We start from the raw sequence: 26,082 nt of genomic DNA on the forward strand, positions 1-26,082 counted from the left end.
AACCGCATGGGAGAAATGTGCCGCGATCGTCTCAGCGTTTCATCTCGTGTTCGAGCGCATCAAGCCCGGCGCCACCGGCCATCTGGAAAATCAGATCGTCCAGCGATAGATCCTTGCGCGGCGCATCCAGGTCCATCTCGCCTCGGCTCAACACGATGAAGTGGTCGCCAACCAGATAGGCATGGTGGGGATTATGAGTGATGAAGATTACGCCCACGCCGTGTTCTCGCGCGGCGGAGGCAATGTACTTGAGTACAAGCCCCGACTGATGCACGCCGAGCGCCGCGGTGGGTTCGTCGAGTATCAGCACACGCGCCCCAAAGTGAATCGCGCGGGCGATGGCCACTACCTGCTTCTGGCCGCCGGACAGCGTGCCGACGTGCTGTTCCAGATCCTCCAGCTCGATGCCCATCTTGCGCAGGGCCTCGTCGGTTTCGGACCACATGGTGTCGCGGTCCATGCGCGTGAACGGCCAGACCCCATTGGTGATTTCCGAGCCGAGGAAGAAATTGCGCCAGACCGGCATCAGCGGCACCAGGGCCAGGTTCTGGTAGACCGCCGCGATGCCCAGATCCAGCGCCTCGCGCGGCGAGGTGAACTTCATCGGCTTGCCGTCGACCCGGTACTCGCCCGAGGAATGCTCGGTAAGCCCGGCGATCACGCTGATCAACGTCGACTTCCCCGCGCCATTGTCGCCGAGAATGCAGGTGACTTCGCCCTGCTTGACCTTGAAGCTGACGTCGGACAACGCATGCACGTTGCCGTAGTTCTTGCCGACGCCTTCAAGTTCGATGATGGCAGTTTCGTCGGTCATTTCATTACCCCTGCGATGCGCGAACGCGGATCCACGTATTGACCACGGTGGCCATCAGCAGCATCGCGCCCACGAAAAACATGAACCAGTCGGAATCCCAGCCGGCATAGATCACGCCTTCCGTGGTCATGCCGAAGATAAACGCGCCCAGTGCGGAGCCCACTGCCGAGCCGTAGCCGCCGGTAAGCAGACATCCCCCCACCACCGAGGCCGCGATATACAGCAGTTCGTTGCCGACGCCGGCACCGGATTGCACGGTGTTGTAGGCGAACAGCATGTGCATCGCCAGGAACCACACGCAGAAACCCACGCCCATGAACAGGGCGATTTTCATTGCACGAACCGGCACGCCCACCGCCCTGGCGGCATCGGGATCACCGCCGACGGCGAAGATCCAGTTGCCGACCTTCGTACGTAACAGCAACCAGGTTGCGATCAGCACCAGAAGAATCCAGTAAACGATGGCGATACTGAGATCGAAATCGCCGATCGGGATGTCCGAGGCGAACACGGCGTGGGCCGAGGCAAAGCCGGGCATGGAACTGATGTCGCCGGTCGCGACCCCGCCAGTGATCAGCTTGGTGAGCGCGATGTTCAGCCCCTGCAGCATGAGGAATGTCGACAGGGTCACCAGAAAACTATGCAGCTTGGTCTTGATCAGCAACCAGCCATTCAACGCCCCGAGCGCCAGCGAGAACACTAAGGCAAAGGCCACGCCGGTCCAGATATTGCCGCCGATCTGGGTGGCGAACATCGAAGCGGCCAATGAGGAACTGATGACTGCCACGCCAGCGGTCAGATCGAACTCGCCGCCGATCATCAACAGCGACACGCCCACTGCGGGAATACCGAGAATGGCCGCCTGGTAGAGCACCGTCGAGAACGCCGGCATGGTGCGAAACGGGGGCGCCACGATGCAGAACAATACAAACACCAGGATGGCACCGCCGAGCGCCCCAGCCTCGGGCCGCTTGAGGACCTTTTTCCAGACCGGGTCCCTGGAAATGCGTTGTTTGGTCTTCTTGGGGGGAGCGCTGGCATCGTCGAGCGTCGAAGCGCCGCGCACTGCGTCGTCGTCCATGGTAGCTGCCATAGGTTGATCCTCCGAGTGCAGCCCGGCAGCCGCAGCCGCCGGGCTCACGAGTCTTGCGCGCGGCTTATCGCGTACCGCGTTTGACGTACTTCATGACCTTGTCGATGTTGTCCTGGGTCACGAAGGCCGGCCCGGTGAGCACGGCATTGCCGCCGCCGAGCGTGTCGCCATTGGTGAGATTCAGATACAACAGGTCGACCGCTTCATAACCCTGCAGCCACGGCTGCTGGTCGACCGCCCATTTCACCTTGCCTTCCTTGACCAGTTTCGCGGTACGCGGGTTGAGGTCGAAGGTCACGACACTGGCCTTGCTGTGCGCCTTCCTGGCCGCATCCACCGCGACCGGGGCAAACGGCGCACCCAGGGTGACCACGGTATCGATCTGCGGGTCCTGCATGAGCTTGGCCATGATGCGCGAACGCGCCTTGCTCATGTCGTAGCCTTCCAGATACAGCGTTTCCGACTTGCCCTTGAAGGTATCGGCGACGCCCTTGCAGCGAGCCGCGAGTTGTACCGCGCCCTGCTGCTGATTCACGCAGAGCTCGTTCTTGGCCCCCTCTTTGTTCAGGCGCTTGCCGATGGCCTGGCCGGCCAGCGTTTCATCCTGGCCCACATACATGGGAATGCCCATCGACTTCCAGGTGGAAAAGCCGGAATTCACGCCGACCACCGGGATACCGTCCTTCAGCGCCTGCTGGACCAGCGGCTTCATCGCGTCGGGGAAAGCGAGAGTGAGCGCAATACCGTCGACGTGCTGGGTGATCACGTTCTGAAGCTTCGCGGCCTGCTTGTCCGGCGAGTCGCCATGCAGATAGATCAGATCGACATTGTCCTTCTTCGCCGCCGCGGTGGCGCCCTTGCGCACCAGATCCCAGAACGTGTCGCCGGCTTGAGCGTGAGTGATAAGCGCTATCTTGTACTGCTTGGCATGGCTGTCCGCCGCCCATGCCGTGGCCGCGCTACCCACCGCGGCGAGCCCGAGTACCAGAGCGGCCGCAATCAGGCGTGTACGCCCCCGGCCATTGGTGAACAATCGCATATCGGATCTCCTCCTTCGTGCTGCTTTTTTGGTCTTGATGCGACGCCAACGGCAGAAATCGATGACGTGCTACTGATCGAGCGCGGCCACATCGACGATGAGGCATCTGCCCTTGCCCATGACAATGATGGAACGTATATATCGCCGCAACTATTTTTGAAATTTTTAGGCTAATCCATTGGTCGAATGAAAGCCGGTGCGCGCGACGAATCGAACAAACCGCTCTTTGTTCAATACCCTACGGCGCATTCAAGAAATGAGGAGACGCTGCGAACGAATACGAACCCACGCCCCGCGGCCGCCCGATTTGGCGATGCGAGAGGCAAGGCGGGATATACGCGCAAATTCGAGCGCTTTCCGAAAGACCGAACACGGGCAACGGCAGCGTCGCGTTCTGGGACAGGGTCTTCGAGCTGTCGGCTCTGCAACATCGCCGGTGCCACGGGCGCCGCTCACCCGAGAATCACTGGCGACGGCGATGCGTCGAAACGATCCGGCCTACGGCTCAGGCAAACCGACGACGTATCTGGCTTTCGAACGCTTCCAGCGATTTGCCGCGTGTTTCAGGCACCATCGCGACGGTGAAGATCAGCCCGAGGATCGAAATACCCGAGAAGATGAAGAATGTGGGACCGACGCCCAGGGCCGCCACCACCGGCGGAAAACCGAACGCCACGAGCGCATTGGCCAACCAAAGCACGAACACGCAAATGCCCATGGCGAGGCTTCGAATCTTCAGTGGGAAAATCTCCGAAAGCATCAACCACACCAATGGCCCCAGCGTGCCCTGCATGCAAAACACGAATGCCACTACGAAGACCAGTACCAGATACGGTTTGATCGCCACAGCCGGCATGAACATCGCCGATAGCCCGACGAGCACGTGGAACAATGCGATCAGGGCGAAGCCGCCGATCAGCATCGTGCGCCGGTCGAGCTTGTTGATCAGCAGAATGCCGACGGTGATGCCGAGCACACTGAACAGGCCGTTGAGCGTATTGGCAACCACAGCCCCGTTGTTTGAAAAACCGGAACTCTCCAGCAGCTGCGTGCCGTAATACATGATCGCGTTGATGCCGGTAAATTGCTGGAATATACCGAGCACGGCACCGATGAGGATCAGGCGCCGAACCCACGGCACGGTGAGATCCGACCACTGCCCACACCGACTTTTCTGCTCGTGTTCAACCAGCGAATCGACTTCGGCGATCTCGGCCTCGGCGCGCTCCGGCGAGCGGATTTGCTTGAGCACGTCGAGCGCGTCGTCGCGCCGGTTCTGCTCGCTCAGCCAGCGCGGGCTTTCCGGCACACGCAGCATGCCGATCAACAGCGCGAACGCCGGCAACACGCCGATCACGAGCATGTAACGCCAGATACCGGGGTAATCGCCCCATACCGTCATGATCACGGCGTTGATGATGAAAGCCGCGAACTGGCCCGAGACGATCATGATTTCGTTGCGCGTCACCAGGCTGCCCCGTCTTTCGGTCGGCGCCACTTCGGCGAGATACACCGGAACAGTGGTAGACGCACCGCCCACCGCCAGCCCGAGAACGAATCGGGATACCGACAGCACCTGCCAGCTGGGTGAAATGGCCTCACCGACCGTACCGACGATGAAAACACCCGACAGCATGAGAATGGTGTATCGCCGGCCGGATACATCCGAAATCTTGCCGCCAATGGCGGCGCCGAGGGCGGCACCGAAGATCAGAATGCTCACGGCAAAACCCTGGGTCAGCGGCGTAAGGCCCAGATCGATTTTCATCGGGTTCACGGCGCCATTGATCACGCCGGTGTCGTAACCGAACAACAGCCCGCCGAACGTCGCGATGAATGCGATCGTTCCCAATTTGCGGGTGTGAGATCCCGGCTGGTTCAAAGCAGCGGTCACCTGAGCTGAAGACGCTCGAGTATTCACGCAAATATCCTCCAAGACGACCCCTAGGGCTGATTCGGGAACGACTGAAAGCGCCATCCGTGCGTGCGAAGTGGCTGTGCCACAGTCCGGGAGAGCCGAACCACGGCAGCCGAAGCGCGCTGCGTCAGGCTACTTTCGGGCCGCCCGGTATCGACTCCGCCGCGGCCCGGCCCATGCGATCGTCGCGCCGACTTGCACACACGCGTGACGACGACAGTCATTGTCGGTATTCAATGCCAATGGAAGCTACTTGGCTCGCCCGCGAATAGTCAAACCTTTTATTTCATCATTTTGTCTCATGGAATTTATTTTCCATACTTGTTTCAATCGGCTCATCTCGAATCCGGAGAGCGCTTTGCGCCGGCTTCCCATAAGCACAAATCCAGGGATTTCGATATGAACAAAACACGCATTGGCATTTTCGGCGCCGGATACATCGCCTCGGTTCATGCCGACATTCTCGGCCAGGACGACCGGGTCGAACTGGTCGGTGTGGCCGACATGGTCGAAGCCAACGCCACGCGCCTCGCTACTCAGGTCGGCAACGCCCGGACCGGCACAACGCTCGAGGAGCTGTTCCGCATGGACGTCGACACGGTCTACATCACCACACCGAACACCACTCATGTCGAGCCGGTCGTCGCCGCGCTCGGCGAAGGGCTGAACGTGTTCTGTGAAAAACCGATGGCGACCGACCTGGCCGGCGGAGAACGCATCCGGGAGGCTGCGCTGGCCTCAACCGGCGTCTACAACCTGGGCATGAATCGTCGGTATGCCTATACCCACGACAAGCTCAAGTCGCTGATCGAGACGGGCGATCTCATGCCGTACAGCGCACAGTTCAAGCTCAACCGCGGTGAGCTATTGCGCCCCGCCTGGACCGCCGACCCGAGCAAGACCGGCGGTTTCCTCTACGAAACGACGATTCACCAGATCGACCTGCTGCAATACCTTTTCGGCTCTATCGCCACGCTGCGATGCGCGGCCCGCAGCGCCATATCGGACGCCGAGTTCGATGACTTTTCCATGCTATTCACATTCGAATCCGGCGTGGTTGCAACGCTCAGTTCGTCGGCACATTCAGGCTGGAGCTTCCCGTTCGAGCGCGTCGAGATCTACGGCCGCTACGCCACGGCGGCGACCGAAGAGCTGGAACGCGTGCGCTACGCGCTCGATCTCGATCAGACCATCCACAGCGAGGACTACACCCATATCCCCTTCGCGGAGAAAGGCGGTTACGTCAAGGAAGACCGGTTGTTCGTCGACGCGCTGGTCGACGGGGGCACGCCGCCGGTGGGCATCGACGACGCATGGGCGCTGAATCTGTTGTTGGCCGCGATTTACGAAAGTGCTCGGGAAAACAAGGAGATCGATTTCGCCCAGCGCGTCCGCGCGGCCATCGGCTAGTGGGTGTCTTACCGGCCGCTGCCCGCGTGAGGGCCGGTGCTATTCGTTAATTCGGCGCGGGCTTCGATCCGTCGGATTACGCCGTTGGCTAATTCGACCTACGCGAACTATTTTTCGCGGTATGACGCCGTCCTTCGACACCCGTTTCATCTGCCTGAATCCGCGTCGATTCTGCGGACAAACTTCGTTCAAACACAGACCGATGCCGCAGGTCGGATTAAACCGTGATCCAACGCCCGGCTCGGCAACGCTCATCAATGGCTTCGAGAATCCGCTGGTGGTGGGCGCCAAAGGCGAAGTTCGAATAGCAATCGTTGCCGTCGGCGATGACGGTGACGAGGTCGTACACATCGACATCACCCGGGTATCGTGGAAACCGAACCGTATGCCCCACGGCCGCTTTGTTCGCGGGTCAATCCAGCGGCGTCTTCGTAATCAACCGACCACGGTCCACCGGCCGTCCCGAACCGAAGCCAGCGCCGCATCGACCACGCGATGCACGTACACGGCGTCGGCGAAGGTCGGCCAAAGCTTGGGCTGTTCGCCCGTGATGGCCGCGATCAGGTCGCGTACCTCCACCGTCACCGTGTCGTTATAGCCGGTCCCGTGGCCCGGCGCCGGGCAGAAATCGCCGTAGTCGGGATGGCTCGGCCCCATCGGGATGCGCCGGAAACCCTGGGTGCGGGCGTCGTCGCGGCGCGAATAGAACTGGATCTCGCTCAGCCGTTCCTGATCGAACACGATGGTGCCTTCGGTGCCGGTGACCTCGTAGGACAGCCCCATCTTGTGACCCGTGCCGACGCGTGAGACATAGAGCGAGCCGGAGACATCGCTTTTGAACCGCACCAGCAGCTCGGCCTGATCGTCGTTTTCCACCGCGACGCGCTCGCCGGAGTCCGGGGCCGGGCGATGAGCATGCACGATGCGCGTCTCGGCCATGACCTCGCGAATCGGCCCGAGCAGCCAATGCGCCATTCCGATGCAATGTGAGCCCAGATCGCCCAGCGCGCCTGCCTCGCCGGCTTCGGCTCGCCGCATGCGCCAATCCATCGGCAAATCCGGATCGGCCAGGAAATCCTCGACGTGCGCACAGCGAAAGGACACGATCTCACCGAGCGCGCCTTCGTCGATCAACTGGCGGGCGAACTGCGAGGCCGGGGTCTTGGGATAATTGAACCCCACCATGCACACCACGCCCGCCTGCTCGGCGGCGACCTGCATGGCCGCAGCTTCCCCGGTATTCGTGGCCAGCGGCTTTTCGCAGAGCACGTGCTTGCCATGGGCGATCGCTTCCAGAACCATCTCGCGATGCGGCAGCGGCGCACAAACCGTGACTACGTCGATCGCCGGATCGCGCACCAGTTCGCGCCAGTCACCGGTATGCCGGGCAAAGCCCAGGCGTTTCGCGGCGCGCGCCGCCGAATCGTCCGAACTGGTTGCGATCATGTCGACCACCGGGCGTGTTTCGAGCCCAAACACGGCAGCCACCGAATGCAGGGCCAACGCATGCGCCTTGCCCATGAAACCGGCGCCGATCACGCCGAAGTAAAGTTCACGCGACATCGCGTTTTCCCCTCTTATCGCCGAGCGGCACAGCGCGTCGCCGGCTTTATAGTTCCACCCGGCCGACGGCCGTCCAGCGGCCATCCGCGGCCGCCGACGAGCGCACCGCGTCCACGAACTGCAGCCCCAGCACACCGTCGGCCGTGCTCGGATAGGCCAATTCATCGCGCGCCGGGCGGCTGCCTGTGCGCGTCGCCGCGATCGCCTCGGCGGCCTCGGAATAGATGTTGGCGAAGGATTCGAGGAAGCCTTCCGGATGACCGAGGCCGATTCGCGTCAGTTCATCGGCATCCGCCGAAAGCGTCGCCCCACCCTGGGCAAGCACTTCACGCCGGCCATCGGGATACAACAGCTGCAGATGGTGCGGGTCTTCGTGACGCCATTCGAGCGAGGCCCTGGAACCGACCACGCGCAGGCGCAGCCCGTGCTCGGCGCCGGTAGCGGCCATGGTGATCCACAGTGCGCCGCGTGCGCCGCCCGCGAAACGCAGCATGACGTTGGCGTTGTCGTAGACCCGGCGATTCGGCACCACGGTCGACAGATCGGCGGCCAGCGATTCGAGCTCGAGGCCCGACACATACCGGACGAGATGATGGATATGCGTGCCCAGATCGTAGACAACGCTGGCCTCACCGGCCTGGCCGGGATCGGTACGCCAGGCGGCCTGCTTGTTGTCGACCTCTCGCTCGACCTCGCCGGCTGCCCAGCCCGACGCGAACTCGCCCTGAACCATCCGCAGCGTGCCGAGATCGCCGCGGCGCACGCGCCGGGCGGCTTCGCGCACCATGGCATGGCTGGCGTAGTTGTGGGTGAGCGTGAACACCAACCCCCGCGACTCGGCCAGCCGGTGCAGTTCCAGCGCCTTGTCGAAGTCGTCGGTCAGCGGCTTGTCGCAAATGACATGAATGCCGTGTTCGAGAAACACCTTCGACACGGGATGGTGACTGGCATTGGGCGTCACGACGGCCACTGCCTCGATGCCATCCTCGCGGGCGGCTTCGGCGACGGCCATTGCGTCATAGCTGGCATAGACTCGCGATTCGTCGACGCCGAGTTCACGCGCTGCCTGGCGCGATTTGTCCAGATCGCGCGAAAACACGCCGGCGACCAGATCGTAGCGACCATCCATGCGCAGGCCGGCACGGTGAGCGGTCGCAATACCCGCGCCCGGGCCGCCGCCGACCATGCCGATGCGGATCGGCTGTTCGAATACTTTCATGGTTACTCCTCTGAGAAGTTTCGTTCTTTTTATTTGTCCGCAGATCGATGCAGATAAACGCAGATTTAAAACAGGCATGGGCGAATGCGGCCACGCACCGCACGATCCCGCGTCGCGAACCTCCACCGCGCTGGGGCGCCATGATCGAGTCCCGCGCTCAATCGCCGGTTCGAAACCCGTTACCGATCCATCTGCGTCAATCAGCGTTCATCTGCGGATAAATTCACGCTCAAACGGTCACCCAGGATTCCGACTGGCAGGACTCGCCGATGGCTTCGAGAATCCGCTGGTTGCGGGCGCCGAAGTCGAAGTTCGGATAGCAGTCGTCCGGGCTGGCGACGCCGGTGACCAGATCGCAGATGTCGATCACCTTGGCGTCGTAAAAACCCAGCGAACCGCCGCCGAAATCGAAGGGGAAGAAGCCGGCATACTGGGGCACCTGGGAGCCGGCGAGCAGGGTCTTGAAGCCGCGGTCGCGCTTGTCGTCGCCCATGCGGAAGACCTGCAGCTCGTTGAACCGCTCGCCGTTCATGATGATCGTACCTTCGGTGCCGGAGATCTCCCATTCCACGCCCATGATCTTGCCGGCCGCGATGCGTGAGGACTCGACCACCCCGGCGGCACCGCACTTGAACTTCACCAGGCACTGGGTCTGGTCGTCGTTTTCGACTTCCCGCCATTCGGCATCGGCGCCGGCCTTGGTCGAATAGCCGGCACCGGCATCGGCCACCGGGCGCTTATCGAAAATAATCTGGGACTGGCCGCAGACGCGGTCGAAATCGCCGAGCAGATACTGGGCCACGCCGATCACATGCGCGCCGAGATCACCGAGCGAACCGGTGCCAGCGGCCGCACGCGAGCAGCGCCAGGACCACGGCAATTCCGGATCGTTGAAGAAACCCTGGTCGAAGGTGCCGCGGAAACGGGTCAGCCGGCCGATCTCGCCGCGATCAATGATCTGCTTGGCGAGCATCGCCGCGGGTGTCTTGATGTTGTTGAACGAGACCATGGTCTTTACGCCGGCTTTTTCAGCCGCATCGCGCATCTCGTTGGCCTCGGCCGTGGACATCGCCATCGGCTTTTCGCAGTAGACATGCTTGCCGGCCGCGATCGCCGCCAGCGCCATTTCGTGATGGAACTGGTTCGGCGAGGTGATATCCACCACATGCACATTCGGGTCGGCGATCATCGCCCGCCAGTCGTCATAGGCCTTGTCGAAGTTGAAACGCGTCTTCGCCGCCTCGGCCAGCTCGCGGCTGATGTCGGCCACCGCATACAGATGCGGACGCATTGCCAGATCGGTGTAAAGCGCGGCACAGCGCCAGAACGCCTCGGCGTGGGCGCGGCCCATGAAGCCGGTGCCAATGATGCCGATATTCAGTTGTTCTGCCATTTCCGTGATCTCCTCAGAATTCTTTTATCCGCAGATCGACACAGATGCACGCAGATCTAAAAACAGATGGTTGTTTTTCATCGGGTCGCACTGCGCGTCCTCGAAACACCGGGCTATTCGAAGCATTCTTTCTTATCTGCGTTAATCTGCGTCGATCTGCGGACAATTTCTTCATGAACTAGCCGCCAAAGAACGAGCGCACCGTGCGCATCGCTTTGTCGGCGTATTCGACCGACGGCGCCTGGGCCGGGTCCTGCTCGGCCTCGACCACCAGCCAGCCGTTGTAGGCTTCGCTTTTGGCGAAATCGATCACCGGCGCGTAGTCGATGGTGCCATCGCCGGGCACCGTGAACATGCCGGCGCGCACCCCGGTGTTGAACGACTCGTCGCGCTCGCGGATGCCGGCGAAGACATCCCGGCGGATGTCCTTTAGATGGATGTGGTTGATGCGATGGCCATGGTTAGCCAGTACGCGACCCAGATCGCCGCCGCCGGCCACGATGTGTCCGGTGTCGAACAGTAACCCCACCGAGTCGCCGGTCTCGGCCATCAGCCGGTCGATTTCAGCCTCGCTCTCGGCGACCATCATCAGATGGGCGTGGTAGGCGAGCCGGATACCGTAATCGTCTTCCAGCGCCTCGGCGAACTCGGTCAACCGTTGGCCGTAACCAGGCCACTCGCGATCGGGTACCACGGGCGTCGCCGATAACGGCTCGTTGAGCGGGTCGTCGCCCGGCATCAGACCAGTTTCGCCGTAGACCAGGACGCGCGCGCCGTTCTCGGCGAGCACGCGCGCGTGACGGGCGACGTTTTTGAGTTCTTCGGCCACACTGATTTCACCCAGTCGACCGGAATACCAGCCGGATACGAGATCCACCCCACCCTCGGCCAGAAGGCGGCCGACCGCCGCCGGTTCGGTCGGAAACTTGCGGCCCATCTCGACGCCTTCATAGCCGCAGGCCGCGGCCTCGGCGATGAAGGTCTCGGCTGACGTATCGTCGCCGAACTCGGTGATCACATCGTTGGTCCAGCCCAGCGGGTTGATGCCGAGTCGCAGCCCATACGGCGCCAGCAGGTCGCGGGTCGCGATCTGGGATGCCTGCCATTCGCGCGCAGGACTGCTGCGCACGTCGGATGCCGTCGTGCTCATGTTGTTCTCCTCGAAGCAGACGCCGGGCGCTCAGCGCCCGGCGGGTAAGCTAATGCGTCGGCATCGTGAAGGCGTTGCCCTGCGAGACGTTGTCTTTCGGCCAGCGCGCGGTCACGGTCTTCAGCCGGGTGTAGAAGCGCACGCCGTCGGCGCCGTGGACATGCAACGGGCCGAACAGGCTCCGCTTCCAGCCGCCGAAGGAATGGAAGGCCATCGGTACCGGAATCGGCACGTTGATGCCGACCATGCCGACCTCGATGCGCTCGGCGAAATTACGCCCGGCGTGACCGGACTCGGTGAAGATCGAGGTGCCGTTGGCAAACGGGTTGGCGTTGATCAGATCGATCGCCTCGTCGAGCGATCCGGTCCGGCTGATGCACAGCACGGGCCCGAAAATCTCTTCGTCGTAGACGCGCATGCCGGGCTTGGTGTGATCGATCAGCGAGCCGCCGATGAAATAGCCGTCCGGATGGGTGGAGAAATCCTTCTCGCGGCCGTCGACCACCAGTTCGGCCTCCTCGGCGCCGATGCCGACATAGTTCGCGACCTTGTCGCGATGCTCGGCCGAGACCAGCGGGCCCATGTCGTTGTCCTTGCCGTCGACCAGCGACGGGCCAACCTGCAGATTCTCCAGCCGCTCGACCAGGGCCGCGCGCAGTTTCTCGGCGGTTTCCTTGCCGACCGGCACGGCCACCGAAATCGCCATGCAGCGCTCGCCGGCACTGCCATAGGCCGCGCCCATCAGCGCATCGGCGGCGCCGTCGATATCGGCATCCGGCATCACGACTAGATGGTTCTTGGCCCCGCCGAGCGCCTGAACGCGCTTCTCGGCGGCCGAGGCGGTTTCGTAGATATGCTTGGCGATCGGCGTGGAGCCGACGAAGCTCACCGCCGATACATCGGCGTGGGTAATCAGATGGTTCACCGCCTCGGCCCGGCCGTGCACGACGTTGAACACGCCGTCCGGCAACCCGGCGTCCTTGAGCAGGCGGGCCATCAGGTTGGCGGCCGAAGGGTCCTTGTCGGCGGGCTTGAGCACGAAGGTGTTGCCGGCCGCCAGCGCGATCGGATACATCCACATGGGCACCATCGCCGGGAAGTTGAACGGCGTGATGCCCGCACAGACGCCGACCGGCTGATACAGGGAATAGCTGTCGACGCCGGTGCCGACGTTCATCGAGTGCTCGCCTTTCTGCAGATGCGGCATGCCACAAGCGAATTCGACCACTTCGATGCCGCGGGTGACCTCGCCCTGGGCATCCGAGAACACCTTGCCGTGCTCGGAGGCAATCAGGCGCGCCATGTCGTCGCGGTGTTCGTCGAGCAGCGCCTTGTACTTGAACAGGATGCGGGCCCGGCGCAACGGCGTGGTCGCCGACCATCCCGGCAGCGCGGCCTTGGCCGCTGCCACGGCGGCGTCGACATCGGCGGGGGTGCCGAGTACAACCTCGGCTTGTTGCTCGCCGGTGGTCGGGTTGAATACGGCCCCACGCTCGGCGTTGGCGCCGGCCGTGGGCTCGCCGTTGATGAAGTGCAGAATCTCGCGCATATCGTAGGTCCTTTGAATCGTGTCCGGTGCGATGGAAATCAGGCCGCCGCGGCCAGCGCGAAGCCAGCGCGGCGCGCCGTATCGCGTAGATAACGATAGCTGCGCTCGGCCAGCGGCCAGGAGGGCGATACCGACGGGTCGGTTTCGGCTTCGGTGATCAGCCAGCCGTCGTAACCGGTGGCCGCCAGCCGCGTCAGGATTGCGTCGAAATCGAGGCTACCGTCGCCGGGGATGGCGAATACGCCATCGACCACGGCATTCAGGAAACTGGCGTTGCGATTATGCGAGCGCTCGACCACGGCCTGGCGTACGTCCTTGCAGTGCGCATGCACGACGCGCTCGCCCCAGCGATCGAGCCAGTCGAGCGGGTCGCCGTCGGCGAACGCACAGTGGCCGGCATCGAACAGCAGCCCGACGTTGTCGCCCGTTTCGTCCATGAGCCGGGCAACGTCATCGGTGGACTGAATCGCGGTGCCCATGTGGTGGTGATAGGCCATGCGAATGCCCTCGCCGGCCAGATAATCGGCGATCGCATCGAGCCGCGGCGCCAGCCGCTGCCAGTCGGATTCGGTCAGTCGCGGCCGACGCGAAACCGGCATCGAGCGATCGAGATGCACACAGCGCGCGGTCTCGCAGAACACCATCGCGCTCACGCCGGCGGCCTTCATCAGGGCAAGATGCCCCTGCATGGCCTCGATTTCGTCGTTGACGTCGCGGGCCAGCAGGTTCGACGAATACCAGCCCGAGGCCAGCGCCAGGTCTTCGTGGGCGAGCAGCGGGCCGAGTTCGTCGAACGTGGTCGGGAACTTGCGGCCCATCTCCACACCCTCGTAGCCGGCCCGTTTGGCCTCGGCCAGACACTGGGTGAGCGGCGTTTCGTCGCCGAGCAGCGGCAGGTCGTCGTTGGTCCAGAGCAGCGGGTTCACACCCAGTCGAACGGTCATCATTGCATCTCCTTTGCGCGACGGCTCAGCGCTGACGCTGCTTGTTGTTGTCGTAGCCCGCGCGGCGCTCGAGCACGGCCTCGCGGCTGGATACCTCGGCCACCGGCACGTCCCACCAGGTGCCGCCCTCGGCGGTCGCCTTGTCCGCATCGGTCTTGAGTGCGATCAGGTACGTCTTGTCGGCGGCCCGGGCGCGCTCCAGCGCAGCTTCGAGCCCGCCGATGCCATCGACCCATTCCGCCTCGCAGCCGAGTGCTCTGGCATGGGCGGCGAAATCGATCTCCGGCGCGCCATCGGGCGCGGTGTGGCAGCCCTCGAACAGATTGTTGAATTCCACGCCCACGGTCGCGCCCTGCAACCGATGGATACAGCCGTAACCGCGATTATCAAGCAGCACGACGATCAGCTTGTGGCCGAGCATCACCGATGTCGCCAGCTCCGAATTGAGCATCAGATAGCTGCCGTCGCCGACCATTACGCAGACGTCGCGCTCGGGTGCCGCCATCTTCACGCCCATGCCGCCTGCGATTTCATAGCCCATGCAGGAAAAGCCGTATTCGACGTGATAGCTGCCCGGCCCGGTGGTCTGGTAAAGCTTGTGCAGCTCGCCCGGCAACCCGCCGGCGGCACAGACGACCGTGCCGTTCTCGCCGGCCGCGCGGTTGACCGCCCCCAGCACCTGGCTGTCGGCCGGCAGCACCCCGCCGTCGTCCGCGGTCACGCGTTCGACGACGGCGAGCCAGTCGCGACGCTCGTCGGCCAGCTTCCGCCGCCAGGCGGCATCCGATTGCCAATCGGCAAGTCCCGCTTCGAGTGCCGCGAGCGCGACGGCGGCGTCGCCCACCAGCGACTGGCCGCCGTGCTTGGCCGCATCGAATCGGGCCACATTGATACCGAGCAGCGCGGGGCCGTGATCCATGTAAAGAGCGCGCGAGCCGGTGGTGAAATCCTGCAGTCGCGTGCCGAGCGCGACGATGACGTCGGCTTGTTCGGCCAGCGCGTTGGCGGCGGTCGAACCGGTCACGCCGATCGCGCCGACGTTGTTCGGGTGATCGGCGCGCAGGCTGCCCTTGCCGGCCTGGGTTTCGGCCACCGGGATACCGTGGCGCTCGGCGAAAGCGGCGAGCCGGTCGCAGGCATCCGCGGAATACAGCACGCCCCCGCCGGCAATGAGCAGCGGCCGTGCGGCGCTCTTGAGGGTTTCGACGGCAGCGGCGAGCTCGGCCTCATCGAGTCCCGGGCGGCGAATCCGATGCACGCGCTCGTCGAAGAATGCGGCCGGGAAATCGTAGGCCTCGGCCTGAACGTCCTGCGGCAGCGCCAGCGTGGCCGGGCCGCAATCGATCGGATCGAGCAGCGTATCGATCGCTGCCGGCAGGCTGGTCAGCAATTGCTCCGGCCGCGTGATGCGGTCGAAATAGCGCGAGACCGGCACAAACGCATCATTGACCGTGGTCGACGGCGCGCCGTAGTGCTCGACCTGTTGCAGCACCGGATCTGGCCTGCGGGTGGCAAACGTATCGCCCGGCAGCAACAGCACCGGCAGCCGGTTGGCGTGCGCCAGGCCGGCGGCGGTGACCATATTGAGCGCGCCCGGACCGATGGAGGTGGTGCAGGCCATCATGCGCCGGCGCCGATGCTGTTTGGCGAAGGCAACGGCGGCATGCGTCATGCCCTGCTCGTTATGGGCGCGCCAGGTCGGGAATGTCTCGCGCTCGGCATAGAGCGCCTCGCCCATGCCGGCCACATTGCCGTGGCCGAAGATGGCGAAGCAGCCTTCGAACAGGCGCTCGTGCCAGCCGTCGATCTCGATGCGCTGCGCCGCGAGATACCGGACGAGCGCCTGCGCCATGGTCAGGCGAATGGTGTTCGGTCGGCTCATGCGAAAGCTCCTGCGGAACGTGGGTTGTCCGTTTCGCCGGCGGCATCGCGCCAGGTGGTGATCAGCTCGGCATAGTTGTCCGACACGGCGGCGACGAATCCCTCGTCGTCGAGCTCGCCGGCCAGCCACTCGCGTGCCGGCCCGGCAAACAGCGTTCGCCCGATCGTGAACCCGCGACAGATTTCGGACGCGCTGGCCTCGCGGAAGCCGGCCTTGACGTCTTCCATGGGCGCGTCGAGACCCAGGAGAACCACGCCACGACAATGATCGTCGTGGCGCTCGATCACACCGCGCACGGCCCGCCAGGCAGCCGCACTCATCGGCGGCAGCTTCCACCAGTCGGGCCGGATGCCCAGGTGATAGAACCGCTGCAGGCTGCGCGCGACAGTGGCGTCGTCGGCGGCCATATCCTTGGGCGGAATCACTTCGACCAGCAGTTCGTGGCCGGTGACGCGGCGGGCTTCGTCGAGCTGGCGGAGCTTGTCTTCCTGCTCCAGGCGCAGCCCGATTTCGTCGTCCGGGTGATAGAACACGAGACACTTGATGATGTGCTCGGCCGGCCAGCTGATGAGCTGGCTGCCGATATCGTCGCCGTGCTGGAACCGCAGCGGACGCGAGCCGGGTTCTTCCACCGGTCGGCCAATCCACCAGTCGCGGCCGGTCATGGCGTTGAGCGCGTCCTGACCGATGACGTCGTCGCAGAGCACCGCCGGCGTGCCGGAAACACCCGCTTTTGCAAGGCCTTGTTCGGCCGCGGCCACCAGCAGCTCCTTGAGCGGCGACAGACGGGCCGCGTCCACGCCCAGCTCACCGACCATGTCGAACAGCTGCAGGCGATGATCGAAGGCCAGGCCATAGATCGGCCCCCATTCGGCCGGGTGGCGCGTGGTCTTGGCGTGCAGATCGTTGAGGCGCTCGTCGCGATCCGGGCGCGGGACGTCGCCCCGGGGGGCCAGATAATCAAACAGCTCGGCTTCGGTCGGCATCGCCGGCGCACAGCCGTGGCGGGACACCACGAGCGCGCCGCAGGCATTGGCATAGGTCGCGCACGTCTCCCACGACTCGCCGCGCAGATAGCCCCGCAGGAAACCGGAGATGAACGCATCGCCCGCGCCCAGCACGTTGAGCACCTCGACCTTCACACCTTCGACCAGCACACCGTCGTGCACCGAATCGCCCACCGGGCCTTCGAAGATCGTGCAGCCCAACGCGCCGAGCTTGCAGACCAGGACGGCGTCGGTGAGCTCGCGCACCTTTTGCAGGGCGGCGATGGTATCGGTGGTGCCGCCGGCGATATGGAATTCCTCCTCTGTACCCACGATGAGATCGAAATCGCCGATCCAGCGCTGCAGATGGGCCGTGGTTTCGGCATCGTCGACATAGCGGGTTTCACCGTCGCCGAGCTCGGCCAGCCCCCAGAGTACCGGGCGATAGTCGATATCCAGAATGCGCTTGAGCCCATGTTTCTCCGCCGCATCGAGCGCGGCGCGGCAGGCGCCCTGGGTGGTCTCGGTCGACAGATGGGTACCCGTGATCGCCAGGGCGCGGCTGCTAGCGATCCACTCGGCATCGACATCCTCGGCGGCAATCGCCATGTCCGCGCAATCCTTGCGGTAGAACAGCAGCGGGAAAGTATCGCGATCCTTGATCGCGAGAATGGCCAGCGCGGTAAAGCGATTCTTGTCCACCGGCATGTGCGAGGTATCGACCCCGGCACGCTGGAATTCCTCGACCACGAAGTTGCCGAACTGTTCGTTACCCACCCGGGTCAGCATGGCCGACTTCAGCCCGAGCCGCGCACTGCCATAGGCACAGTTGCCCGAGCTGCCGCCGAGATACTTGGCAAAGCTGGAGACATCCTCCAACCGAGCCCCAATCTGCTGGGCATAGAGATCGACCGCGGCCCGACCGAGGCAGATGACGTCGAGTGGCTTGTGGTTCATCGGCTTCTCCGAAATCCGGGAACGAGTATTTCAGAGCGTTCCTGAGTGGACTATTTATTCTAAATTCTGCCGAGATGGAATCCCGTTTTCAATGGTTTTGCGACTAAAGTCGGCGCTTTAACCTGCTGCCAAGCGATCATCGGGCCTATCGCCCAAAAAGCGTCCGCAAATGAACGCTGATAAACGCAAACAAAAACAACGCAGCAAAGGTCGATGACGCCTTTCGCGTTCGGCGCATGTCCACGTGGACGGGATAACCCGGCACGCTGGAAATTCGCGGGCGCTCATGGCCAGGCTGCCGGGCGCGCAATCAGCCATACAACATCGGCTTGGGGCCCAGTTCGATCGGGATCGTCTCGCCGCCCTCCTGCGCCTTTACACCCGCCTCGCAGCAGACCGCCGCGGCATAGCCATCCCAGGCACTCGGACCGTCCGGGGCCTCGCCGGCGCGCAGACGATTCACCCAGCCCTGGAACTCGGTATCGAAGGCCGCCGCGAAGCGCTGTTCGAAACCGGGCGTTACTTCCCCGCCCCAGCGGCCCGCCGAGCGGACGTACGCACCCTCGTCGTTACCGATATCGACGATGCCGCGCTCGAATACGGCCTCGGTGTGCACCTGGTAGCCGAACAACGCGTTGACGAAGATCTCGACATCGACCAGAACGCCCGACTCGGTACGCATGAGTATTTGCTGCGGATCCGATAGACGGCCGTTTGCGCTGGAAGTCGCCCGGCCCTTGCGTACCGAGATCTCGGTGATCTCTTCGCCGGTGAAATAACGCACACCGTCGATTTCATGGACCACCGAGTCGTAGATCATCAATGCGTCGGTGAAATTCGGCGGCGGGTCGGGATTGCGATGCCGGCAATGCAGCATGAGCGGCGTACCGAGCGAGCCGTCTTCAAAGAACGCACGCAGGCGCTGGTACCCGCTATCGTAGCGGCGCATGAAACCGACCTGGATCAGACGATGGCCCAGCCCGGCCTCGGTCTCCACGATCGCGCGCGCGGTGGTGGCATCGGCCGTCAACGGCTTCTCGCAGAATACCGGCAATCGCTTGCCGAGCGCGTCCATAAGCACGTCGTAGTGCAGCATGCCGGGCGTGGTGAGCACGAAGGCGTCGTACTCGCCGCTGGCAAGCGCAGCGTGCGGATCGTCCCAGATTTTCGCGTGGTCGCCAGCCAGGGCCGCCGCCGTGTTTGCGCGCTCGGCGTCGATATCGACCACGCCGGTGACATCCGCGCCGGCGATGCGATGGGTGAGGCGCTTGATATGGTCGGTGCCCATACGGCCGGTGCCGATGACGGCGATGCGCAGATTGTTTGCCATGAGGCGTCTCCTGAAGTTCCGTGGCGCGCTAGCCGATCTCGCTCATTACCACGGTGCGCCCCTCGGCGAGCGACTGGGTCGCGGCCGCCGCCAGACGCAACGACTGATAGCCGTCTTCGTGAGTCGCCTTGGGCGCGCTGCCGGCGCTCCAGGCGTCGTACAGATCGCCCAGTTCGCGGCCGTAGGCGATGCCGTAGCGTTCAAGGAAGAAGTGCTTCGGCGGCTCATCGAGCTGGCCAGCCTTGCCGGTGTAGCGCAGTCGGGTTTCGGTTTCGTTGACCGCCTGCAGCATGCCGTCGCTGCCAAAGGCCTCGATGCGCTGGTCGTAGCCGTAGGCCGTGCGGCGCGAATTCTGGATATGACACAACCGGCCCGACTCGGTGCTCAGCACCACCATGGCGGTGTCGATATCGCCGGCCTCGCCGATCGCCGGATCGACCATTACGCTGCCGCTGGCGAACACCGAAACAATGGACTCGTCGAGCAACCAGCGCGCCACGTCGAAATCGTGAATCATCATGTCGAAGAACAGCCCGCCGGAACCCTTGATGTAATCGATGGGCGGCGGCGCCGGATCGCGGCTGATGATGGTCAGCGTCTCCAGCCGGCCGATCCGGCCAGCGTCCATCGCTTGCTTGAGTGCGGCGAACTGCGGATCGTGGCGTCGATTGAATCCGAGCGCACAGGCCACCGGATTCGCGTTGACGACGTCGACTGCGGCTTTCGTGCGCTCGATATCCAGCGCGATGGGTTTTTCGCAGAGTACGGCCTTGCCCGCCCTGGCGGCTCGCTCGAGAAATTCGGCGTGGGTCGCGGTCGACGAGGCGATGAGCACGGCGTCGATCTGCGCGTCGTCGAAGATCGCGTCCACATCCACGCTTTGTGCACCGTAGGCTTGGGCGAGCGCATCCGCGGCCTCGGCCCGGATATCCGACACGTAGACGAGTGCGATCCGGGGATCGCGGTCGGCCGCGGCGGCGTGCACCTGGGCGATTCGCCCGGCGCCGATGATGGCCAGGTTCATGATCCGGTCGGGCATTAATGTTTCTCCAGTTCAACAAGGCGGGACGTGGTCGCCGATTCGATGCAGGCGTCCAGCACCCGCATATTGGCGAGCACGTTTTCGGGTGCGTAATCGGGGACACGTGTGTGCAGCACACAATCGGCGAAGTGGGCAATGCCGTTGGGGTATTGAAACGACGTCACCCGTTCGATGCTTGTATGGCCCTCGGCATCCACAATCTCGACCGGGCCGTCGCCGTCGACCTGCGGCACGAAGGCCTTGTTCACGCGAATCGTGCCGGCCGTGCCATAAACCTCGTAGGCATGCCGGGCCACGGCATCCATGCCGCAGTCGAAGCCGGCCTTGGCGCCGTTGTCGTAACCGAGCACGGCCGCCGCGGACATCTCCGCGTTCCGGGGCCCGGCAAAACGCGCGATCGTCGCGACCCGGTCCGGCTCGCCGAGCAGGCTGCGGATCGCGTGGATGCAGTAGCAGCCGAGATCGTAGAGGCTGCCACCGCCGGTCTCGAACGTGCCGTGGCGAAAGTCCGATAGGCTCTTTTCCAGATTGAATGTGAAATTGACGTGCACGCCGCGAACCTCACCGATCGCGCCGTCCGCAATCAATTCCCGCACACGCGCGTGCTGGGCATGGAACGGGTACATCATGGCTTCCATATACACCACGCCGGCCGCCTCACAGGCCGCGATCGCCTCGGCGGTCTGGGTCGCGTTCAGCGCGGCGGGCTTCTCGCACAGCACATGCTTGCCGGCGCGCGCCGCCTTGATTGCCCATTCGGTGTGGCGATCGTTGGGCAGCGGCAAATACACCGCGTCTACCGCCGGATCCGCCAGCAGTTCGTCGTAATCGCCGTATCCGGTCTCGAAGCCGAAGTGCTCGACCAGTTCACCCGGCACACCGCTGCGGCTGGCGAGCGCATACGCGCGGCTGTTCTCGGCCGCCAGGATCGCCGGGATCGTGTGCTCGCGGGCAATTTCGGCCGCCCCGAGCACGCCCCAGTTGATCGAAGCTCGGCTCATGGCTGACTCCTCGGAAACGATGACGCCCGATCAGAACGGATCAGGCCAGGCTTGTATAGAATTTATTTTCTATTTTTATTTTTTACAAACCTATTGTTTTATACTTTAGTCGAGCCACGGCGCTCGCACCGCTCATCAGCACCGGCTTCGCCCTTTACGGGCGCCGTGAATTCACTATTTTCGGTCGTCGATACCTTGGGTCGGCCAAATCTTCGGACATGTTTCCCGAGCGCGATGCGCACCGTTCCAGATGAGAAAAGTTGGCCGGCGCGCAACGCCAGGATCAGCCGACTGGCGTTCAATCCCCTTGCAGCCATGGAATTTTCATTCTAATTTGCGCCAAAAGGCATTGGCCAAACAGATCACCGAGGAGATACGTGATGAAGATAGGAATGGTTACCGACAGCGTCGCGAACATGGAGACGGACGCAATGCTCGACTACTGCGCCGAGCTCGGTGTCGACGCGATCGAACTCTGCGTCGGCAACTGGGGCGCGGCGGCGCATATCGGCGACGTGGACGCCCTGCTGGGCGATGCTCGACAACAACGTGAACTGGCGGCAAAGATTCGCGATCGCGGCCTCGAGATCTCGGCGTTCAACGCCAACGGCAACCCGCTTCATCCCATCGACGGCGAGCGCCAATCACAGGTGGTACATAACGCGATCCGCCTGGCCGAAATATTCGAAGTGCCACGCATCGTACTGATGTCCGGTCTGCCCGCCGGCGCGCCAGGCGATACCATGCCGAACTGGGTGACGACCGCCTGGCCGCCGGAGACCCACGATGCCCTGCGCTATCAGTGGGAGGACGTGGCCATCCCCTATTGGCGCAAGCTGGCCGATTACGCGGAAGGGCGCGGCGTGAACCAGCTCTGCATCGAAGCGCACGGCGCCCAACTTGTGCACAACATGCCGACCTTCATGCAGCTGCGCGAGGCGGTCGGGCCGACCGTGGGCCTGAACTTCGATCCGAGCCACTTCATCTGGATGGGCGGCGACCCGATCGCAATGATCCGCCGCTACTCGGATTGCATCTACCACGTGCACGCCAAGGACACCTACATCGACCGCCGCAACCTGGCCGAGGCCACACGGCTGGATAATCGATCGATGGATCGGGTACTGGACCGCAGCTGGTCCTATGTCACGCTCGGCTACGGCCAGCCCGAGGACTGGTGGCGCGAATTCTGCTGGCAACTCCAGGCCCGTGGCTACTCGGACGGCGTGCTCTCGATCGAGCATGAGGATCAGAATCTGTCCTGCAACGAGGGCGTGCGGCGTTCGGTCGACCTGTTGCGACGCGTGATGCCCTATGAACAACCGGATTATCGGCTACCCGGCTGATTCAGCGCGCTCGGCAAATCCTGAAGCCCCGGGTCGCAAGCCGGGGCTTTTTCGGTTCGCCGGCCGCGTGATTTTCGGCTTGAACGGGCAGCGACAAACCGGCGCCACGAGTTTCCTTCGCCATACAGAACGCAACGGGTAACAAGACCTCTACAAAACCGTTCCTTTCTCCGGCAAGGCCGGATTCAGGGCTTACAACATAGCGCACCGCCGATAGGCCCGACGTCGGATTACGCGCTGCGCGCCAATCCAACCTGCTGCTAAGTCATTGTTTTTTTAATTTTTCAGGTGGGCAAGGGTTTGTTACGCTCTCGAAGCCGCTGCCCCCCAAAAAAAAACCGGCTGGCGAAGCCAGCCGGTTTGAACGCCGTCGAAGCAACCCGTCGGGGCCCGCTTTGGGTCCGGTACGGCGGTGGTTCGCGGCGACAGTACGGCCTATCGGCCGTAAGGCGCGATTCAGTTCAGGCGTCGATCGTCAGTCGCGGGCACGATGTAGCCGGCCGCGTGGGTACCACAGAATTCAGCCACCCGTTCCATGAAAGCGCCAACACGCGCCCAGACCGGATGTTCGCTCGTCCACTGACGATCAAGCTCGGCATCGCGGTCTTTGGCAAAGACGTTATCGATACTCATGTCGCTCATGTCCGCTCCTGCTCTTCGTCAGGCGTATCGGTTTCGTACGCCCACTACTTGACCAGCCACGCAAAGTCCGGATCGGTCGTGAATTTCCATTCGCGCTTCGGGCCGGCCATGACATTCAGGTAATAAAGGTCAAAGCCGTACGGCGCGCCGACCGGGTGGTACCCGCGTGGGACCAGTACACAACTACCGTCGCTGAATGCCATCGTCTCGTCTATTAAACGATCGTCGGTATAGATCCGCTGCAGCCCGAATCCCTGCGATGGGTTCAAGCGGTGGTAATAACTTTCCTCCAGGAAGGATTCGTGCGGAAGATTGTCTTCGTCGTGCTTGTGCGGCGGATAGCTCGACCAATTGCCGGCCGGCGTATAGACCTCGACCACCAACAGGCTGTCCGCGGGCTCGGTCTCGGGCAGGATGTCGTGAACATGGCGCACGTTGGCGCCCTCACCGCGCGTCGACTGTTTGACATGGCCGGGCTCGATCAGCCGTGGCGGGTGATTGCCCTGCCCCGGCGCGCCGCAGATGCCGAGCTCCACGTCCGTAAGCGCTACCACGCTGTAATCCATGTCGTTGGGCAGATAAACGGCATACGGCGCGACCTGCTCGAAAACGCTCATGCGCTCGCCGATCGCTTCAAAGGTCTGATCGCCGCAGCGCACGGTCGCCTTGCCCGACAGCAGTACGAGACACAGTTCGTGCTCGCCGCTGTTATCCGCGAACGATTCACCTTCGGCCATTTTGCGGTGACGAAAGCGGACGTATTCAAGCGGCTCGGGCGCATTGGCCGTGTCCAGCGTCTCGCCCGCGTCGACGGAGGGATTGAGCAACAGATCCATAACGACCTCGGGTTTGAACAAACGGTTCAGGAAGAATCGGTATAGAACATATTTTTTATTTTGATTTTAATCAAATAATCTGTTTCATACTTTCGTCGGTTGCGAGATCCGTTCGCCGTTCACCCGGGCCTGTCCGGGGCGCCGGGCGCCGTCCAGAGCCAACGTCGCCCACACGGCGATCACGGCCATGTTCGAGGAGCCGCGCGACAAACGCCTGCGACAGCCGCCACGCCAGGCCACGACAGCCGGTCACGATTTGAGCCGATAACCGGTCTTGAAGATCCAGGCCACGATGCCGATGCACACCGTCAGGAACAGGCCGATCATGAGCACGCTCAGGCTCACGCTCACGTCGGCGGTGTTGTAGAAACTCCAGCGAAAACCCGACACCAGATAGACCACCGGGTTGATCAACGTCACCTTCTGCCAGAACGGCGGCAGCATATCCAGCGAATAGAACGTGCCGCCCAGGAACGTCAATGGTGTAACGATCAGCAGCGGGATGACCGTCAGCTTTTCGAAATTATCCGCCCAGATGCCGATAATGAAGCCGAACAGGGCGAAGGTGATGGCGGTGAGCACGAGAAACACCACCATCCAGACCGGATGCGCGATGTGGATGTTCACGAACAGCGTGGATGTGGCCAGGATGATCAACCCGAGCATCGCCGACTTGGTGGCGGCCGCGCCGACGTAGCTGGTCACGATCTCCACGAACGACACCGGCGCCGAGAGCAACTCGTAGACCGTACCGATGAACTTCGGGAAATAGATCGCGAACGAGGCATTGGAGATGCCCTGGGTCATCAGCGACAGCATGATCAGGCCGGGCACAATGAACGCGCCGTAGGACACGCCCTGTACCTCGCTGATGCGCGAGCCGATCGCCGAGCCGAACACAACGAAATAAAGACAGGTCGAGATGATTGGTGAGATCACGCTCTGAAACAGCGTGCGGCCGGTTCGGGCCATCTCGGAAACATAGAGTGTCTGGATCGCGCGCCAGTTCATTGATCGCTCCCCACGAGATTGACGAAGATCTCTTCCAGCGAACTCTGCTGCGTGTCGACATCCATGAAGGCGACATCCGCGGCGTCCAGATCGCGAAACAGTTGTTTGACGCCGGTGGTGCCGGTCGCGGCGTTGTAGACATAAACCAGTTGCCGGCCGTCATCCGACAACCGCAGTTCATAGCCGTCCAGGGTCGACGGGACGCGATCGAGCGGATCGGCGAGCGTGATCGACAGTCTTTTCTCGCCGAGCTGATCCATCAGTGCGGCGGTTTCGTCCACGAGCCGGATCCGGCCGTCCTGGATTACGCCGATCCGGTCGGCCATCTGTTCCGCCTCTTCCAGGTAATGGGTCGTCAGCACGATGGTCACGCCCTGTTCGCGCAGGCCGCGCACCACGTTCCACATGCTGCGCCGGAGCTCGACATCCACGCCGGCGGTCGGCTCGTCCAGAAACAGTATCTCCGGCTCGTGCGCCAAGGCCTTGGCGATCATCACGCGCCGTTTCATGCCGCCGGACAGCTCGCGCGTGGCGTTACTACGCTTGTCCCAGAGCGACAGATCCTTGAGCACGCGCTCGATGTGGGCGTCGCTCTTCGGCTTGCCGAACAGCCCGCGCGAGAACGCCACCGTCGCCCGGACCTTAGAAAACGGCTCCACGGTCAACTCCTGCGGCACGAGCCCGATCTTCTGGCGCGCGGCGCGGAACTCCCGGATCACGTCGAAGCCGCTGACGCTGGCGCTGCCGCCGGTGGGATTGACGATGCCGCACAGAATATTGATCAGGGTGGTCTTGCCGGCGCCGTTCGGCCCGAGCAGCGCGAAGATCTCACCCCGCTCGATACTCAGGTCGACGTTGTCCAATGCCTTGAAGCCGGAGTCGTAGGTCTTGCTCAGACCCCGGATATCGATCACGGGCTGGGCCAATACTGCATCCTTCGCCGCAGCCGCGGCGGTT

General features: G+C 63.1%; 22 protein-coding genes. 2 read left to right on the top strand and 20 right to left on the bottom strand.

Going from position 1 to position 26,082, the window contains the following annotated elements; all coding sequences use genetic code 11:
- Nucleotides 1-31: 31 nt before the first annotated feature.
- The 4 genes from SALB1_RS17995 to SALB1_RS18010 form a co-directional block, all read right to left on the bottom strand.
- Nucleotides 32-814, bottom strand: a complete 783-nt coding sequence (locus SALB1_RS17995; protein ID WP_109995105.1) for an ATP-binding cassette domain-containing protein — start codon at nucleotides 812-814, stop codon at nucleotides 32-34.
- 4 nt (nucleotides 815-818) lie between these two features.
- Nucleotides 819-1,907 carry an ABC transporter permease gene (locus SALB1_RS18000; RefSeq protein ID WP_199678857.1) on the bottom strand — a complete coding sequence of 363 codons (1,089 nt, stop codon included), beginning with the start codon at nucleotides 1,905-1,907 and terminating at the stop codon, nucleotides 819-821.
- 64 nt (nucleotides 1,908-1,971) lie between these two features.
- Nucleotides 1,972-2,946 carry a substrate-binding domain-containing protein gene (locus tag SALB1_RS18005; RefSeq protein ID WP_109995107.1) on the bottom strand — a complete coding sequence of 325 codons (975 nt, stop codon included), beginning with the start codon at nucleotides 2,944-2,946 and terminating at the stop codon, nucleotides 1,972-1,974.
- A 505-nt stretch (nucleotides 2,947-3,451) separates the two neighbouring features.
- A complete protein-coding gene (locus tag SALB1_RS18010; RefSeq protein WP_370453265.1) occupies nucleotides 3,452-4,840 on the bottom strand; it encodes a sugar porter family MFS transporter in 1,389 nt (462 codons plus the stop codon).
- Between the two features lie 423 nt (nucleotides 4,841-5,263).
- On the opposite strand from SALB1_RS18010, the gene SALB1_RS18015 reads away from it, so the two are divergent.
- Nucleotides 5,264-6,274: a Gfo/Idh/MocA family protein gene (locus SALB1_RS18015; RefSeq protein WP_109995109.1), complete on the top strand. Its 1,011-nt coding sequence runs from the start codon at nucleotides 5,264-5,266 to the stop codon at nucleotides 6,272-6,274.
- A 217-nt stretch (nucleotides 6,275-6,491) separates the two neighbouring features.
- On the opposite strand, the gene SALB1_RS19655 is transcribed toward SALB1_RS18015, so the two are convergent.
- The 12 genes from SALB1_RS19655 to SALB1_RS18070 form a co-directional block, all read right to left on the bottom strand.
- Entirely contained in the window at nucleotides 6,492-6,623 is a 132-nt protein-coding gene (locus SALB1_RS19655) for a hypothetical protein (RefSeq protein WP_255414452.1), read from the bottom strand.
- An 86-nt stretch (nucleotides 6,624-6,709) separates the two neighbouring features.
- Nucleotides 6,710-7,837, bottom strand: coding sequence for a Gfo/Idh/MocA family protein (locus SALB1_RS18020; protein WP_109995110.1), 1,128 nt, complete (start codon nucleotides 7,835-7,837; stop codon nucleotides 6,710-6,712).
- 46 nt (nucleotides 7,838-7,883) lie between these two features.
- On the bottom strand, nucleotides 7,884-9,056 hold the full coding sequence (locus SALB1_RS18025) for a Gfo/Idh/MocA family protein (RefSeq protein ID WP_199678859.1): 1,173 nt from the start codon (nucleotides 9,054-9,056) through the stop codon (nucleotides 7,884-7,886).
- Nucleotides 9,057-9,285: 229 nt separating this feature from the next.
- Nucleotides 9,286-10,449, bottom strand: a complete 1,164-nt coding sequence (locus tag SALB1_RS18030) for a Gfo/Idh/MocA family protein (protein ID WP_109995111.1) — start codon at nucleotides 10,447-10,449, stop codon at nucleotides 9,286-9,288.
- A 178-nt stretch (nucleotides 10,450-10,627) separates the two neighbouring features.
- A complete protein-coding gene (iolE, locus tag SALB1_RS18035) occupies nucleotides 10,628-11,599 on the bottom strand; it encodes a myo-inosose-2 dehydratase (protein ID WP_109995112.1) in 972 nt (323 codons plus the stop codon).
- A 49-nt stretch (nucleotides 11,600-11,648) separates the two neighbouring features.
- A complete protein-coding gene (locus tag SALB1_RS18040) occupies nucleotides 11,649-13,148 on the bottom strand; it encodes a CoA-acylating methylmalonate-semialdehyde dehydrogenase (RefSeq protein ID WP_109995113.1) in 1,500 nt (499 codons plus the stop codon).
- Between the two features lie 38 nt (nucleotides 13,149-13,186).
- The gene (gene iolE / locus SALB1_RS18045; RefSeq protein ID WP_109995526.1) at nucleotides 13,187-14,092 is read right to left on the bottom strand and encodes a myo-inosose-2 dehydratase; all 906 of its coding nucleotides are present in this window, start codon (nucleotides 14,090-14,092) and stop codon (nucleotides 13,187-13,189) included.
- A 25-nt stretch (nucleotides 14,093-14,117) separates the two neighbouring features.
- Entirely contained in the window at nucleotides 14,118-15,974 is a 1,857-nt protein-coding gene (gene iolD, locus SALB1_RS18050) for a 3D-(3,5/4)-trihydroxycyclohexane-1,2-dione acylhydrolase (decyclizing) (RefSeq protein ID WP_109995114.1), read from the bottom strand.
- The gene (iolC, locus tag SALB1_RS18055; protein WP_109995115.1) at nucleotides 15,971-17,917 is read right to left on the bottom strand and encodes a 5-dehydro-2-deoxygluconokinase; all 1,947 of its coding nucleotides are present in this window, start codon (nucleotides 17,915-17,917) and stop codon (nucleotides 15,971-15,973) included. Before iolC ends, iolD begins: the two co-directional genes overlap by 4 nt.
- Before the next feature lie 310 nt (nucleotides 17,918-18,227).
- Nucleotides 18,228-19,247 carry a Gfo/Idh/MocA family protein gene (locus tag SALB1_RS18060; RefSeq protein ID WP_109995116.1) on the bottom strand — a complete coding sequence of 340 codons (1,020 nt, stop codon included), beginning with the start codon at nucleotides 19,245-19,247 and terminating at the stop codon, nucleotides 18,228-18,230.
- Between the two features lie 28 nt (nucleotides 19,248-19,275).
- The gene (iolG, locus tag SALB1_RS18065; protein ID WP_199678860.1) at nucleotides 19,276-20,286 is read right to left on the bottom strand and encodes an inositol 2-dehydrogenase; all 1,011 of its coding nucleotides are present in this window, start codon (nucleotides 20,284-20,286) and stop codon (nucleotides 19,276-19,278) included.
- Nucleotides 20,286-21,290, bottom strand: coding sequence for a Gfo/Idh/MocA family protein (locus tag SALB1_RS18070; protein WP_109995118.1), 1,005 nt, complete (start codon nucleotides 21,288-21,290; stop codon nucleotides 20,286-20,288). Before SALB1_RS18070 ends, iolG begins: the two co-directional genes overlap by 1 nt.
- A 380-nt stretch (nucleotides 21,291-21,670) precedes the next feature.
- Between SALB1_RS18070 and SALB1_RS18075 the strand changes: the two genes are divergently transcribed.
- Complete coding sequence (locus SALB1_RS18075; protein ID WP_109995119.1) at nucleotides 21,671-22,636, top strand: sugar phosphate isomerase/epimerase; 966 nt, start codon at nucleotides 21,671-21,673, stop codon at nucleotides 22,634-22,636.
- A 456-nt stretch (nucleotides 22,637-23,092) separates the two neighbouring features.
- Here the strand turns inward: SALB1_RS18075 and SALB1_RS18080 are convergent, their stop codons facing one another.
- The 4 genes from SALB1_RS18080 to SALB1_RS18095 all read right to left on the bottom strand — a co-directional run bounded on the left by SALB1_RS18080 (nucleotide 23,093) and on the right by SALB1_RS18095 (nucleotide 26,051).
- The gene (locus SALB1_RS18080; RefSeq protein WP_109995120.1) at nucleotides 23,093-23,278 is read right to left on the bottom strand and encodes a hypothetical protein; all 186 of its coding nucleotides are present in this window, start codon (nucleotides 23,276-23,278) and stop codon (nucleotides 23,093-23,095) included.
- Nucleotides 23,279-23,322: 44 nt separating this feature from the next.
- Nucleotides 23,323-24,114, bottom strand: coding sequence for a 5-deoxy-glucuronate isomerase (gene iolB / locus SALB1_RS18085; RefSeq protein WP_109995121.1), 792 nt, complete (start codon nucleotides 24,112-24,114; stop codon nucleotides 23,323-23,325).
- A 249-nt stretch (nucleotides 24,115-24,363) separates the two neighbouring features.
- Nucleotides 24,364-25,125: an ABC transporter permease gene (locus SALB1_RS18090; RefSeq protein WP_109995122.1), complete on the bottom strand. Its 762-nt coding sequence runs from the start codon at nucleotides 25,123-25,125 to the stop codon at nucleotides 24,364-24,366.
- Nucleotides 25,122-26,051, bottom strand: a complete 930-nt coding sequence (locus SALB1_RS18095) for an ABC transporter ATP-binding protein (protein WP_109995123.1) — start codon at nucleotides 26,049-26,051, stop codon at nucleotides 25,122-25,124. Before SALB1_RS18095 ends, SALB1_RS18090 begins: the two co-directional genes overlap by 4 nt.
- Nucleotides 26,052-26,082 lie beyond the last annotated feature (31 nt).

Origin of the sequence: Salinisphaera sp. LB1 (genome assembly GCF_003177035.1) — a bacterium.
Taxonomy (GTDB): domain Bacteria; phylum Pseudomonadota; class Gammaproteobacteria; order Nevskiales; family Salinisphaeraceae; genus Salinisphaera.

What these genes read in the sequence shown, in the direction of transcription:
- SALB1_RS17995 (WP_109995105.1), bottom strand. Translation starts at nt 814, where the DNA reads ATGACCGACGAAACTGCCATCATCGAACTTGAAGGCGTCGGCAAGAAC.
- SALB1_RS18000 (WP_199678857.1), bottom strand. Translation starts at nt 1,907, where the DNA reads ATGGCAGCTACCATGGACGACGACGCAGTGCGCGGCGCTTCGACGCTC.
- SALB1_RS18005 (WP_109995107.1), bottom strand. Translation starts at nt 2,946, where the DNA reads ATGCGATTGTTCACCAATGGCCGGGGGCGTACACGCCTGATTGCGGCC.
- SALB1_RS18015 (WP_109995109.1), top strand. Translation starts at nt 5,264, where the DNA reads ATGAACAAAACACGCATTGGCATTTTCGGCGCCGGATACATCGCCTCG.
- SALB1_RS18020 (WP_109995110.1), bottom strand. Translation starts at nt 7,837, where the DNA reads ATGTCGCGTGAACTTTACTTCGGCGTGATCGGCGCCGGTTTCATGGGC.
- SALB1_RS18025 (WP_199678859.1), bottom strand. Translation starts at nt 9,056, where the DNA reads ATGAAAGTATTCGAACAGCCGATCCGCATCGGCATGGTCGGCGGCGGC.
- SALB1_RS18030 (WP_109995111.1), bottom strand. Translation starts at nt 10,449, where the DNA reads ATGGCAGAACAACTGAATATCGGCATCATTGGCACCGGCTTCATGGGC.
- iolE (WP_109995112.1), bottom strand. Translation starts at nt 11,599, where the DNA reads ATGAGCACGACGGCATCCGACGTGCGCAGCAGTCCTGCGCGCGAATGG.
- SALB1_RS18040 (WP_109995113.1), bottom strand. Translation starts at nt 13,148, where the DNA reads ATGCGCGAGATTCTGCACTTCATCAACGGCGAGCCCACGGCCGGCGCC.
- iolE (WP_109995526.1), bottom strand. Translation starts at nt 14,092, where the DNA reads ATGACCGTTCGACTGGGTGTGAACCCGCTGCTCTGGACCAACGACGAC.
- iolD (WP_109995114.1), bottom strand. Translation starts at nt 15,974, where the DNA reads ATGAGCCGACCGAACACCATTCGCCTGACCATGGCGCAGGCGCTCGTC.
- iolC (WP_109995115.1), bottom strand. Translation starts at nt 17,917, where the DNA reads ATGAACCACAAGCCACTCGACGTCATCTGCCTCGGTCGGGCCGCGGTC.
- SALB1_RS18060 (WP_109995116.1), bottom strand. Translation starts at nt 19,247, where the DNA reads ATGGCAAACAATCTGCGCATCGCCGTCATCGGCACCGGCCGTATGGGC.
- iolG (WP_199678860.1), bottom strand. Translation starts at nt 20,286, where the DNA reads ATGCCCGACCGGATCATGAACCTGGCCATCATCGGCGCCGGGCGAATC.
- SALB1_RS18070 (WP_109995118.1), bottom strand. Translation starts at nt 21,290, where the DNA reads ATGAGCCGAGCTTCGATCAACTGGGGCGTGCTCGGGGCGGCCGAAATT.
- SALB1_RS18075 (WP_109995119.1), top strand. Translation starts at nt 21,671, where the DNA reads ATGAAGATAGGAATGGTTACCGACAGCGTCGCGAACATGGAGACGGAC.
- SALB1_RS18080 (WP_109995120.1), bottom strand. Translation starts at nt 23,278, where the DNA reads ATGAGCGACATGAGTATCGATAACGTCTTTGCCAAAGACCGCGATGCC.
- iolB (WP_109995121.1), bottom strand. Translation starts at nt 24,114, where the DNA reads ATGGATCTGTTGCTCAATCCCTCCGTCGACGCGGGCGAGACGCTGGAC.
- SALB1_RS18090 (WP_109995122.1), bottom strand. Translation starts at nt 25,125, where the DNA reads ATGAACTGGCGCGCGATCCAGACACTCTATGTTTCCGAGATGGCCCGA.